This window comes from Alicyclobacillus macrosporangiidus CPP55 (assembly GCF_000702485.1).
Taxonomy (GTDB): domain Bacteria; phylum Bacillota; class Bacilli; order Alicyclobacillales; family Alicyclobacillaceae; genus Alicyclobacillus_H; species Alicyclobacillus_H macrosporangiidus_B.
In genome coordinates this window covers 2,132,340-2,144,950 of sequence record NZ_JNIL01000001.1, presented here as the reverse complement: position 1 = coordinate 2,144,950, position 12,611 = coordinate 2,132,340, and the positions used below count along the sequence as shown (strand labels likewise).

The following is a 12,611-nucleotide window of genomic DNA, read 5'->3' as shown; positions in this document are numbered from 1 at the left end:
GTCGCGGATCAACTGACATCCGCGGTCAGTTCCTGTTGCTGCGCCTGGAACAGGCGGTAGTAATGGTGAATGAGTTGCTTCGTCGGGCCGCTCCAGTCCAGCTTAGACGCCACTTCCAGCCCGCGCCGCGCGACGCGCTCCCGTTTGTCCGCGTCACCGAGCCAATCCTCGATGGCGCCGAGGATGGACGCCGTGTCAAGCGGATTGAACAGCCATCCGGCTTCGCCGTGCAGCAGCACCTCGCGCGTGGCCGGACTGTCGGCGGCCATCACCGGGAGGCCGGACGCCATCGCCTCGTACATCACCAGCCCCAGGGTCTCGGTCGTCGACGGGAAGATGAAGGCGTCGGCCGACGCGTAGGCCTGCGCCAACTCCTCGCCGAACAGGTAGCCCGTGAAGGTGGTGTTGCTGCCGGCGAAGACCCGTTCCAGCTCGGCCCGGTGCGGGCCATCACCGACCAGGGCCAGGTGGACGCCGGGCAGCCGGTCGAGACACGGCCGCAGCCGCTCAAGCCCTTTTTCGGACGCGAGGCGGCCGACATAGAGGAGCACTTTCCGGTTGGGGTCAGCGCCGCCCAACAGGCGGGCGCGCATGGCGTCCGACCGCTTGGCAGGGGAGAACAGGCGCAGATCCACGCCGCGTTCCCACAGTTCCAGATTGCGAAAGCCATGGGCCTTCAACGTCTCCAACGTCGCCTCCGACGTGCACAGGTTGATCTGCGCCTGATTGTGCATGGTCCGGAACAGCCACCACAGAAACGGCTCCAGCCAGTCCAGCTTGTAGTAGCGGGCGTAGCTCGGGATGTGCGTATGGTAGGAGGCGATCAGCGGCACGCGCAGCCGCCGCGCGTAGTAAATCGCCGCCGGTCCGAGGAAACCGGGATTGACCGAATGGATCAGGTCCGGCTGGAACGCCTTCAGGATCTTGCCCACCCGCGGCCAGGGCCGCGCGAACTTCTTCTCGGGATAGAGGGAAAAGGTGAACGAGGGCACCCCGACCACCCGCGCGGGGCCGTAGGTCTCCGGTGCGCCTTTGGGGGCAAACAGCAGGATGTCGTGGTGCTCTTTCGCGAGGTGATCCAGCGTGTTGCACAGGCGGGTGACCACCCCGTCCGTACCCGGCAGGAAGGTTTCGGAAAAGATTGCGATGCGCATGCTATCGCCTCCTACTCGTCATTCTATGACAAATCACGAGCCAGGTGGACGTGGTTTGCCGGTTCTTGTCATCCCACCCCAGATCCAGGATGGCCGCTCCCGCTGGCATGAATACCCGAACCGTTGAAAATCGCCTCCTCCGGCGGATCGCCCAGGACCTGCCGGACGCGCGCGACGACCTCTCGGTACTGGGGCCGGTCCCACGAGTTGTAGGATGGATGCGGAACGCCGTCGATCACCTGCCAATGAGGACTCTCCACCGCAGCGAGGCGGAGGAACTTCTGCGCAAAACGGCCGCACGGCACCAGGGTCAAGGGCCGCTCCTGAAGCCGCTCGAGCTTCCGCCGTAATCCGGCGACGAGCACCGCCTGCACCTCGTTGTACAAGGGATCCGCGTAGGTGTCCCGCTGATTGTTGCTGCGTATGTACATGAGCGCATTGAGCCATTCCCGGTATTCCCGGCGAACGACGGAATCCGGATAGGCGCTGGCCTGCATCGGGATGTTGCACACGTTCATCAGGCCGATCCGGTTGAGGCGGGGCCGGTTCTTCGCTTCGTCGGCGTTTTTCTTCACCAGCCGCCCAAGGGGAAAACGCGCGTACCGTTCCCCGAACAGGTGCTTGGTCATGGTGGCCCCCGAGGGCCCCGAGACCGGCGCGCCAAATTTCAGCTCCTGGATGTGAGGGGATTCGAGGATGAAGATGAGATCGGACGAGGGAAGCAGAATGTCAGGGACCTCGTAAGACGCCGACAGGGTCGACAGGACTTGGCAGAACGCTTCCGTCACGTTCACGACAACACCCCCGTCCCCATTGTATCAGGAGGGGACAGGGGTGGGGATGGTCATGCCGTGACAATCCACAGAATCGCCTTGGCCAAGAGTGCCGCCAACAGGCCGCTGATGGGAATGGTCAACACCCAGGCGGTCACGATGTTCAACGCGACTCCCCACTTGACCTGCCGGAACCGCTTCGCCGCCCCAGTCCCCATGATGGCCGACGAGATGACGTGCGTCGAGGACACCGGCAGCTTGAGTAACGTCGCTGTCAAGATCACCGTGGCCGACGTCAGATCGGAAGCGAACCCGTTGATGGGCTCCAGTTTGATGATCTTCGATCCGACCGTCTTGATGATCCGCCAGCCGCCGCTGGCGGTGCCAGCCCCCATGGCGATGGCGCACAACACCTTCACCCACAGGGGGACGTGCATGTCCGACTGAAATCCGCCGGCGATGAGGGCGAACGTGATGATGCCCATCGTCTTCTGCGCATCATTGGTTCCGTGGGTGAATGCTTGGAAGGCGGCCGAGAAGATCTGCAAGAATCGAAATCCCCGGTTCACCTTGTGCGGCGAGGTGTTGCCGAACAACAGCCGCAGGATCCACATCAGCACGTATCCCAGCACGAGGGCGCTGATGGGCGAGATGATGAGCGCTTCGATGATGGACGCAAATCCTGCAGCGTTCACCGCCCGCCAACCGGCAGCGCCGATGACCGCCCCCGTCAAGCCGCCGATGAGGGCATGCGAAGACGAGCTGGGGATTCCGAAATACCAGGTGAACAGATTCCAGCTGATGGCTGCGATGAGGGCCGCCAGCACGATCCACGTCCCGTGTTCAATGTGCAACGGATTGGCGATTTTTCCGCCGATGGTCTGGGCGACCCCGGTGAAGGTCAACGCGCCGATGAGATTCAGAGCCCCGGCCAACATTACGGCGCGCCTCGGCGACAGTGCGCGCGTGGAGACGGTGGTGGCGATGGCGTTGGCGGTATCGTGAAAGCCGTTCGTGTAGTCAAACGCCAGCGCCAACAGGACGATGATGACAATCAAGGTGATCATGCATCCACCTTCTTCACGCGTTCTTCACCGTGATGGAGTCGAGCACATCGGCCACATCCTCGCAGCGATCGGTGACGTTCTCGAGCGTTTCGTAGATCTCCTTGAGCTTGATGACGTCGAGGACGTCGTAACGGCCTTTGCCGAACAGATCGCGCAGGGCGTTGCGCAACACGGCGTCACCCGCCTTCTCCAGCTGGTTGATCTTCATCGTGTATTCGCGCAGGTCCTTGAGCCGGCGCTGGAACAGCCGGTCCATGGCACCGCGGATCTCTTCGACGCTCTGCAAGATGTTCTGGGCGAACTCGTGCATGACCGGCGTGGCCTCTGTGATCTGATAGACCCCGAATCGGACGGCGCAGGCCTCCAGGCCGTCGACGATGTCGTCCATGGAGACGGCCAGCTCGAGGAAATCTTCCCGTTCCAGGGGCGTGATATAAGTCGCGTTGAGCAGGGTGACCAGCCCGCTGGTCAGCTCGTCCCCGCGGTGCTCGAAGTCCTTCAAACGTTGCATGAACTCGTCCAAACGGTGGAGTTCCTTCAGGCCTTCGGCGAAGTATGCGGCGGTGTCGTGCAGATTCCCGGCGATGTCGACGAGAAAGCGAAACAGTTGTTCACTGCGTTTGGGCACAGGACAAGGCCTCCTCTGTCACGGCGGTACGGATTCGCGGCCATCCTCTTTGCAGAGGCGGCCGCAGAGATGCAAATTCAGCGTACGGCAGCTTTGTAAAGCTTATGTGGACACTATGTTAAGTTTTTGTAAAGACATCGCCCGGTATCCCGGCACCAGAGGGTCCCAGGGGAGCGAACCGTTGCCTACGCGCCCCGATGTGTTACATTCAGTTCGACGGCTGCCCGCGCGTTCACGGCGGACGGGCGGACTGCGGCGGAGGTGTGGACGATGACCGCCAAGGTTTTGGTGGTAGATGATGAGGCAGCGATTGTCCAACTGGTCGCGTACAACCTGCGTCAGGCGGGATACGAGGTCATGACGGCCAGCGACGGCTGGGACGCCCTGGCGAAGGTGGAAGCGGCCGACCCCGATCTGGTGGTGCTCGACTGGATGCTTCCGGGGCTCGACGGGATGGAGGTATGCCGCCGCCTGCGCTCGCGCGGCGAACGGCCCGGCATCATCATGCTGACCGCGCGGGACGACGAGGTCGACCGCGTGGTCGGGCTCGAGATGGGGGCGGACGATTACGTCACCAAGCCGTTTTCTCCGCGCGAATTGACGGCGCGCGTCAAGGCGGTGCTCCGCCGCGCGGCCGCGGGGCGAGGTCCCGGCGACGGCGAGGAGGAGGGGGGCGTTTACCAGGTGGGCTCCCTGCGCGTGCTGGAACGGGAGCGGGAGGTGTATGTGGGCGAACGGCGAGTGGATCTCACCACGCGCGAGTTCGATCTGCTCCTGTACCTCATCCGCCATGCGGGGCAGGTTCTCTCGCGGGAGCAGCTGCTCAACGACGTGTGGGGATATGCGTTCACGGGCGACTCGCGCATCGTGGACGTGCACGTGTCCCACCTCCGGGAAAAACTGGAGGAGGACCCGAGGCGCCCGGCCTTCATCCAGACGGTGCGCGGAGTCGGTTACAAGTTGGCGGGGCGGGCGCGGTGAGCGGCAGGATGAGCGGAGTCCGCATCCGGGTCACGGCGGCTGCGGCAGGCGCGGCAGCGGCTCTGCTGCTGCTCGCGAGCCTGTGGGCCCTGTCCTTCTTCGAACGCGAGCAGCGCGACGGCGACGTGGCGGCGTTGACGGCGGGCGCGCGCGGGTTGGCGCTGGCCCTGGGCCAGACGGAACCGGGCAGGTGGACGGCGGTGCTGGCCGGGTGGCCTGGGCTGCCTGACGGGCTGCCCGTGCAGGTGGCGGTGTACGATCTCGCGGGACGCCGGGTGGCCGAGTGGGGCTCCGGGGGAGGGGCCGGCCCAGCAGGGTTGCCGGCGGACGTGCGGTTCGCCCTATCCGGCCGGGAGGTGGCAGGCGAGGTCCGGGAAGCGGGCGGCGTCGGGTCAGCGTGGGTGGCTGCGGAGCCCATCCGGGTGTCGGATGGACGGGTGGCGGGTGCGGTGCGGATGGTGCTCCCCGCCGGGTCCAGGGCGCGCCACCTCATCCACCAGTGGGCGTTGTACGGCGGGGGGATGGCGGGGTTGTGGCTGCTGGCGTCGGCGTACGCGTACCGGCGATCCCGCCGGCTGGCCGAACGCCTGCGGCGCCTCGCGACCGTGGCGGAGCGCATCGAGGCGGGAGAGGCCGGTGCCCGGGTCCGCGACCCCGGTGTGGGCGAGTGGGCCGAACTGGGCGCCGCCATTCGCCGGCTCGCGGAGCGGGTCGAGGAACAGCGGGCGCGTTTGCACCGGGAGCAGGTGACGCTGGCCAGCGTGATCGAACACATGACAGCCGGGGTGATGGTCGTCGACCGCGCCGGGCGGGTGCTGCTCGCCAACGAGGCGGCGATGCGCCTGTTGGCACCGTGGGCGGCCGCGGTGGTGGGGCGGATGCACGCGGACGTGATTGCAGACGAAGCGGTGGTGCGGGCGGTCGATCACGCGCTTGCCACTGGGGAAGGCGCCCGGCTGGAGGTCACCGGGGGCAGGGCCAGGGAGGCCAGGGCCGACGTCGCCCTCCGCCCGCTGCGGGGCGAGCAGGGGGCGGTGGAGGCGGTGGTCATCGTGGCCCACGACGTGACCTCCTGGCGGCGTCTGGAACGGATGCGCAGCGAATTCGTCGCCAACGTGTCGCACGAGCTGCGCACGCCGATGACGGCCATCCAAGGGTTCACGGAGACGCTGCTCGACGGGGCGTTGGAAGACCCGGATACGGCGCGCGAGTTCCTGACGGTCATCCACGACGAAGCCGTGCGCCTGAACCGTCTGGTGCGCGACCTGTTGGATCTGTCGAAGATCGAGTCCGGGCACACGGTGATGCGCTTTGAGCGGGCCGACGTGGCGGCGCTGGCGCGATCGAGCGCGGAGCGTCTGAGGCTCCAGGCGGAGGCGGGCGGGATTGACCTGCAATTGGACCTGCCCCATCCGGTGTGGGCAGAGGTGGCGCCGGAGCGCATCCAGCAGGTGTTGGACAACCTGGTCGCCAATGCCATCGCCTACACGCCGGCCGGCGGCTTCGTCCGGCTGCGAGCGGAGGAGGCGGACGGCTGGGCCTTGGTCCATGTGGAGGACAGCGGGATCGGAATCCCCGAGGCGGACCTCTCCCGCATCTTCGAGCGGTTCTACCGCGTGGACAAGGCGCGCGATCGCCGGTCCGGCGGCACGGGGCTCGGGCTCGCCATCGCCAAGCACATCGTCGAAGCGCACGGAGGGCGCATCGAAGTGGAGAGCCAGGTCGGACGGGGGAGCCGGTTCACGGTGTGGTTGCCCGTTCACCAGGGGGCGCGGCAGGGGGACCGCCCGGGTGGCGGGCAAAACGTCACAGTTCGGTGAACACTGCGTGCCGGCAAGTCTGCGCGCATGGCGCACTGCCCCAATTTTCGATACACTGGGGGCGAATGCAGAATGGCTCGGAGGGCAAGCACGCCCGACGGCTCGCACATGGCGCCATGGGCGCCGGGGACTTCCCGGAGCACCCGGCCCCCGGGCGTAGGTCCGCCGACGAGAGGAGATAGAGATGGACTTCGACGTCCAAAGTCTGCTGCAACACTATGGATACGCGGGCGTGTTTCTGATCTTGCTCCTGGAGCCCATCGGGATTCCGTTTCCTGCCGAGACCACGCTGACCATCTCCGGCATCGCATGGTCCAACGGGGTATTCGCGCTGCTGCCCCTGCTGCTCGCGGCCAGCCTCGGGAACATCATCGGGTCGCTGGTGGCGTACCTGATTGGGCGTTACCTCGGACGGCCGGTGATCCTGCGCTACGGCCGTTTTGTGGGCATCACGCCCAAGCGCTTGGACAAGGCCACAGCCACGTTTGAGAAGTACCAGGCGACCGTGGTCCTCTTTTCCAAGTTCATCGCCGGGATCCGCATCCTCGTCCCGTACATCGCGGGTATGAACCGCATGCCGCTGCTCTTGTTTACCGTCTACACGGTGGCGGCTGCCTTGGTCTGGGCGGCCACCTTCATCATCCTCGGCCGCTCCATCGAAATGGAGTGGGCCCGGTACCACCATCTCATCTACCAATACTCGGCCGTGGCGGCGGTCATCGCCGTGGTCCTCATCGGGCTGTACATCTTTCTCAAGGTTCGAGCACGCCGGCGGGAGCGGTGAGCCCCCGCCTCTCTTCGCCCCACCCGTGTGATCGCCTCAGGGGCCTCAACCGGATGCCACACCAGCCCCCATCACGCCCGCGCCCGACGCCACGCGGAGCCACGGCCGGTCATCTTGCCACGTGATCTCGACCGGGATGGAGAACGCCTCGGACAACAAGGGTTCTGTGACGACGCGCGGTTTCTCGCCGCTGGCGACCACGCGTCCGTGTTTGAGCAGCAGCACGTGGGAGAACAGGGGCAAAAGTTCCTCGATGTGGTGGGTGACGTACAGGAGTGTCGGGGCATCCTCCGCCTGACCGAGGACTTGGATGGCCTGCAGGAGGTGTTCGCGGGCGAGGACGTCGAGGCCGGTGCAGGGTTCGTCGAGGATGAGGATGCGGGGCCGGCCCATCCATGCCCGGGCGAGCAGTACCCGCTGTTTTTCCCCTTGCGACAGGGTGTTGAATGTCCGATCTGCCAGGTCGGCCGCGCCGAAGCGGGCGAGCAGGTCGGCTGCGCGATCGACATCCTCTTCACACACTTCGTCGTAGACCCCGATGGTGGAGAACTTCCCGCTCAGCACCACGTCCAGCGCCGTCTCCCGCGGATGGAACGACTGAAGTTGCTCCTGGAAGGCAGAACTCACCAATCCGATGGATTTGCGCAACTCGCGCAGGTCGACCGTTCCGAACCGGTGGCCGAGCACGGAGATGGTGCCGGACGTCGGCCAGATGTAGCCGCACAACATGCGCAGCAGGGAGGTCTTTCCGGACCCGTTGCACCCGATGATGGCCCAGTGCTGGCCCTGCGCCACCGTCCAGTCGACGTGTTGCAGGATCGTTTCGGTGCCGCGGCGCCAGACGATATCGCGAAATTCGATGACGTTCAAAACCCACCGCTCCTTTGCTCGCCGACGGTAAGCCGGGCCCTGTTGCGTGCCCGCGGCGATCCGGCAGGCACACAGAGCCAAGTATGAATCCAAGTAACCATAACAATAGCATGACAATGGACGCCTGACCAGACACGGCACGCGGGTTCCTTTGCGCGGGCACACCTCGCGGGATTGTGTACGTCCGACTGGGACTGGATAATAACATCAGAGACGAGGAGGAGGCGACGCGATGGGACATGAAGGGCGCGTGGCTGTGGTCACGGGAGCGGCCCGCGGTATCGGCCGCGCGATCGCGGAAGCGTTTGCGTGGGCTGGCGGGCGCGTGGTGATGGCCGACCGGGATGTGGAGCCGCTGGAACGGGCGGCGGCGGACCTGCGCCAGGCGGGGGCCGATGTCACCGCGGTGGCGGCGGACGTGGCGAAGCCTGAGGACGTCGTGCGGCTGATGGAGGCGGCGGTGGACGCGTACGGGCGGATCGACACCTTGATCAACAACGCGGGGGTCTCCCGTTGGAAGTCGCCGCTGGAGCTCACGGTCGACGAGTGGGACGAGGTGCTGAACATCAACCTGCGCGGGGTGTTCCTGTGCGCCCGCGAGGCGGCTCGCCGGATGCGCGAACAGGGTGGCGGCGCCATCGTCAACATCGCCTCGACGCGGGCCTTGATGTCGGAACCGGACAGCGAGGCGTACGCCGCGTCCAAGGGCGGGGTGGTGGCGTTGACGCACGCCCTGGCGGTCTCTCTGGGGCCGTACGGCATTCGGGTGAACGCCATCAGTCCCGGGTGGATCGAGACTGGCGACTATGGGGCGCTTCGCCCGATCGATCACGCGCAGCACCCGTCGGGCCGGGTGGGGCGGCCGCAGGACATCGCTCGCGCCTGCCTGTTTCTCGCTGACCCGGACAACGGGTTCATCACCGGCGAGAACCTGGTGATCGACGGCGGGATGACCAAGAAGATGATCTACGAACCGTGACATCCGGGCCGGGGGCCCGTCTGGGGGAGGTTGTGCGGGATGCGGTTTGTGGTGGCGCCCGATTCGTACAAGGGCAGCCTGTCGGCAGCGGCGGTGGGACAAGCGATAGCGCGCGGCGTCCAGGCAGAGATCCCGGACGCCGCGGTGCAGGTGTTTCCGATGGCGGACGGCGGTGAGGGGACGGTGGATGCGCTCGTGGCGGCCACGGGCGGCCGGCTGCGCGGGATGCGGGCCTCCGGTCCGCTGCTGGAGCCGGTGGATACGGCTTACGGCGAGCTGGGGGACGGGCGGACGGCGGTGCTCGAGATCGCGAATGTGGCCGGGTTGCCGATGGTGCCGGCGGATCGAAGAAATCCGCTGCAGACGTCGTCGCGGGGGCTCGGGGAGCTGATGCGCGCCGCGCTGGACGCCGGATTCCGCCGGTTCATCGTCGGGCTCGGCGGCAGCGCGACGAACGACGGGGGCATGGGGATGCTCTCGGCGCTCGGCGTGCGCTTCCTGGACGCCGCGGGGCTGCCCGTCGAACCGGTGGGCGGGAGCCTGGAACGGGTGGCGGTGGTCGACTGGAGCGGGCTGGATCCGCGCCTGGCCGAGACGGAGATCCGGGTTGCGAGCGACGTCGACAACCCGCTGTGCGGCCCGCGCGGTGCGTCGGCGGTGTTCGGCCCGCAGAAGGGCGCCACGCCGGAGATGGTGGCCCGCCTCGACGCGGCGCTCGGCCGCTGGTCGACGTTGGTAGAGGAGGCGTCGGGCAGGCATCTGGCGGAGGCGCCGGGCGCAGGGGCGGCGGGCGGCCTCGGCTTCGCCCTCATGGCCGTCGGCGGACAACTGTCGTCGGGGGCGGCCCTCGTGGCCGAGACCATCGGATTGACCCAGGCGGTTCAGCCGGGAGATTGGGTGATCACCGGCGAGGGGCAGAGCGACGCCCAGACGCTGCACGGCAAGGTCCCGTACTACGTCGCCCGCCTGGCGCGCGAAGCGGGGGCGCGGCCCATCCTGTTGTCGGGCGGCCTCGGGACGGGATCCGATCGGCTGCTGGACCATTTCGTCAGCATCCACGCCGCGGTCCCGCGGCCAATGGCCGTCGAGGAGGCGATGGCGGACGCGGAGGTCTTGGTGTACCAAGCCGCCCGCAGCATCGCCCGGCTCATCCGGACCGCCTCCCAGGGACTGGGGCACACCGGGTGTTAGGTACACGGGTGGTCGGCCTGGCGCCATCATTCAACGGTTGCTCATCCATCCAGGCCCCTTGGCGTGGCTTATTCTGCCAGGGCCGCGCCCTTCTCCCAGGTCTCCGGAGGCACGGATTGATTCAACAGCCGCTTGGCCCTCCGCAGCGCCTGGCGGCGGCGCACGTGCCACTTTTCCGCGGCCTGGATCCACCGCTCGTCGGCTGCGGACCTGGCGCGTATGGACTTCAACGCCTGTTCGGCCCGCTTGTCGTGTTCCCTGGCCTCGACGAAACACTCGATGGTCATCAGCACCAGCATCTCGTGCGACGGACCGGCGCCCGCGAGCAGCCGCCGCAGGTTGCCCGCGGCGGTGTTGCGGTGGTAGCTGGTCTCAATGAATTACCGGAAGGTGCAACATTACAGGTTCCATTCGATGTGGAATGAACTGTCCTTGTACACGACGATCTGCCGAATTGTCGCCCGCAACAACGTCTTTTTTTCCGATAGCTCCATTCTATCCCACGCATCACGAATCGCATGGAACGCGTCCAACATCGGTTCCGGGTCCGGACGCCGAAGCCGTTCCTGCGCCTCATCCAGAGCGAGTTCAATGCGCCCGCGCTCACGCTCCAGATCCGCAACGCGCCGACGCAACTCACGTGCATCGATCGCTTCTTCCTCGAAGGCGTCATACCACCGTCGCAGCTTGCGCTCGACCGATGCGAGCTCGGCTTCCAACGCCATGATTTCGTCCGCTGCCTGCGGCTCTTCCGTCTGCGAGATCAGATCTTCCGGCGACGTCGCGATAGAGCGGACCAGTTGGGTCACCTGGTCATCCAGCCATTCCATCTGTATGTGATGCGATGGGCATGGGCCCACCGGCTTGCGATAACGTGAACCCTTCATTTTACGCGCGCAGACATAGTAGTGGTGGTCCTTGGGTTTGCCCCGATTACGGTGTACAAGGTGGTGGAGCATGGGTTCACCGCACTCGCCACAGCGTAAAAGACCGCTGAGCAGATATTCGCCGCGCGCAGGCAAGCGGCCCTCGCGACGCTTCATCTCCTTTTGCGCACTCTGGAAAGTGACCTCATCAATGATGGGCTCGTGATTTCCTTTGGCCATGGCGGTGCCATAGTGCACGTGGCCGGCATAGATGGGCCGCTGCAACATGTCTTTCACCACATGGTGATCCCACCAACGGTCTGAGTATTGCGATGCTGCCCAATCCGCGATCTCCACCAGCGAGCACCCTTGCAAAAAGCGCCGATACATCTCTCGCACTATGCGCGCTTCGGATGGGACGGTTTCAAGCCGGCCGGCCTCCTTGTTCCACCGGTATCCGAACGGCTGCGGACCGCCACCCCACAGACCCTGTCGCGCCCGCTTGTGGTGGCCTTCCTTGGTCCGCTCAATGATTGTGTCTCGCTCAAGCTGAGCGAAGACAGCGAGGATGCCGATCATGGCCTTCCCAAGAGGCGTCGAGGTGTCAAAGGGTTCCGTGGCGCTTTTGAACGTCACGCCGTGTCGCTCAAATACCTCTTCGAGCAGGTACAACACGTGCCGCTGCCGGCGGCTGAGGCGGTCCAGTCGGTACACCACCACACTTTGAATCAAGCCGCTCCCGATGTGACGGATTAGGCGACGTAAGGCAGGGCGATCCAAGTTGGTTCCGGAATATCCGTCGTCCGAATACACCTCATAGTCCTTCCAGCCCTGGCTTTGGCAGTAGGCGATGAGGCGATCTTTTTGGGCTTCCAGACTAAAGCCGTGCATGGCCTGCTCATCGGTTGATACGCGGCAGTAGAGAGCGACGGTCATGTCTCCACCACGTTCATTAGTTTCTTATGGACATTGTATCATTCGTAGACGAACACGATTACTACAGTCGATAACCCGGAGCACGACTTGAGCTCCATCGTTACAAGTCGACGACGAATGACTCTATCGGTGTGGGGCGATAGTGCGCGAGGTACTGCAGCATTGTTAGCCTCGTGGTGCATGTGATTGATGGGAACGTATGTTCGTATTTTACACCACTAAACGACAAAGATCATTAATTATTGTCTGGGCGGCGAACTGTTGCGTCATTACACACTGTGACATAAGATAAAGTCAGTCAAGGAGCGGGAGGGAAGTGCCGTGAAGATGGACCGAAGTGTTCATTATTTGCCCCATCGAACACGTCGGATTCTTCACGCAATTTCCGTGACCGGTGTATACATGATTTGGTTTGGTGCACTATTTCTCGTCCAGATTCTTATAATTGAATTTATTCCAATCCTGAAGGACGCAACAATTAGGGGCATTCCAGTCGGAGTGCCCCTCTGTGTTCTCACTTCAGTTGCCTTCATTGCACGATTTGTTCGGGCAGGCTCACCAT

The 12,611-nt window shown here is 64.9% G+C and carries 12 protein-coding genes; 5 read left to right on the top strand and 7 right to left on the bottom strand.

Annotation, left to right across the window (positions count from 1 at the left end; genetic code table 11):
• Positions 1–8: 8 nt before the first annotated feature.
• The 4 genes from N687_RS0110635 to N687_RS0110620 all read right to left on the bottom strand — a co-directional run bounded on the left by N687_RS0110635 (position 9) and on the right by N687_RS0110620 (position 3,622).
• Positions 9–1,154, bottom strand: coding sequence for a glycosyltransferase family 4 protein (locus N687_RS0110635; RefSeq protein WP_029421832.1), 1,146 nt, complete (start codon positions 1,152–1,154; stop codon positions 9–11).
• Positions 1,155–1,222: 68 nt separating this feature from the next.
• The gene (locus N687_RS0110630) at positions 1,223–1,948 is read right to left on the bottom strand and encodes a uracil-DNA glycosylase family protein (RefSeq protein WP_156040113.1); all 726 of its coding nucleotides are present in this window, start codon (positions 1,946–1,948) and stop codon (positions 1,223–1,225) included.
• A 50-nt stretch (positions 1,949–1,998) separates the two neighbouring features.
• Positions 1,999–2,994: an inorganic phosphate transporter gene (locus N687_RS0110625; protein WP_029421830.1), complete on the bottom strand. Its 996-nt coding sequence runs from the start codon at positions 2,992–2,994 to the stop codon at positions 1,999–2,001.
• A gap of 13 nt (positions 2,995–3,007) precedes the next feature.
• Positions 3,008–3,622, bottom strand: a complete 615-nt coding sequence (locus N687_RS0110620) for a DUF47 domain-containing protein (RefSeq protein WP_029421829.1) — start codon at positions 3,620–3,622, stop codon at positions 3,008–3,010.
• Between the two features lie 270 nt (positions 3,623–3,892).
• On the opposite strand from N687_RS0110620, the gene N687_RS0110615 reads away from it, so the two are divergent.
• The 3 genes from N687_RS0110615 to N687_RS0110605 all read left to right on the top strand — a co-directional run bounded on the left by N687_RS0110615 (position 3,893) and on the right by N687_RS0110605 (position 7,207).
• Complete coding sequence (locus N687_RS0110615) at positions 3,893–4,603, top strand: response regulator transcription factor (RefSeq protein WP_029421828.1); 711 nt, start codon at positions 3,893–3,895, stop codon at positions 4,601–4,603.
• Positions 4,604–4,611: 8 nt separating this feature from the next.
• On the top strand, positions 4,612–6,423 hold the full coding sequence (pnpS, locus tag N687_RS22200; RefSeq protein ID WP_051663154.1) for a two-component system histidine kinase PnpS: 1,812 nt from the start codon (positions 4,612–4,614) through the stop codon (positions 6,421–6,423).
• Between the two features lie 184 nt (positions 6,424–6,607).
• Positions 6,608–7,207 carry a DedA family protein gene (locus N687_RS0110605; protein ID WP_029421826.1) on the top strand — a complete coding sequence of 200 codons (600 nt, stop codon included), beginning with the start codon at positions 6,608–6,610 and terminating at the stop codon, positions 7,205–7,207.
• Positions 7,208–7,252: 45 nt separating this feature from the next.
• Here N687_RS0110605 and N687_RS0110600 read toward each other — a convergent pair whose 3' ends face one another.
• The gene (locus tag N687_RS0110600) at positions 7,253–8,077 is read right to left on the bottom strand and encodes an ABC transporter ATP-binding protein (RefSeq protein ID WP_051663153.1); all 825 of its coding nucleotides are present in this window, start codon (positions 8,075–8,077) and stop codon (positions 7,253–7,255) included.
• Positions 8,078–8,309: 232 nt separating this feature from the next.
• On the opposite strand from N687_RS0110600, the gene N687_RS0110595 reads away from it, so the two are divergent.
• Positions 8,310–9,056: an SDR family NAD(P)-dependent oxidoreductase gene (locus N687_RS0110595; RefSeq protein ID WP_029421824.1), complete on the top strand. Its 747-nt coding sequence runs from the start codon at positions 8,310–8,312 to the stop codon at positions 9,054–9,056.
• 39 nt (positions 9,057–9,095) lie between these two features.
• Positions 9,096–10,247 carry a glycerate kinase gene (locus tag N687_RS0110590; protein WP_029421823.1) on the top strand — a complete coding sequence of 384 codons (1,152 nt, stop codon included), beginning with the start codon at positions 9,096–9,098 and terminating at the stop codon, positions 10,245–10,247.
• Positions 10,248–10,315: 68 nt separating this feature from the next.
• Here the strand turns inward: N687_RS0110590 and N687_RS0110585 are convergent, their stop codons facing one another.
• Positions 10,316–10,534 carry a hypothetical protein gene (locus N687_RS0110585; RefSeq protein WP_035462172.1) on the bottom strand — a complete coding sequence of 73 codons (219 nt, stop codon included), beginning with the start codon at positions 10,532–10,534 and terminating at the stop codon, positions 10,316–10,318.
• A 111-nt stretch (positions 10,535–10,645) separates the two neighbouring features.
• Positions 10,646–12,049: a recombinase family protein gene (locus N687_RS0110580; RefSeq protein ID WP_029421821.1), complete on the bottom strand. Its 1,404-nt coding sequence runs from the start codon at positions 12,047–12,049 to the stop codon at positions 10,646–10,648.
• Between the last annotated feature and the right edge of the window lie 562 nt (positions 12,050–12,611).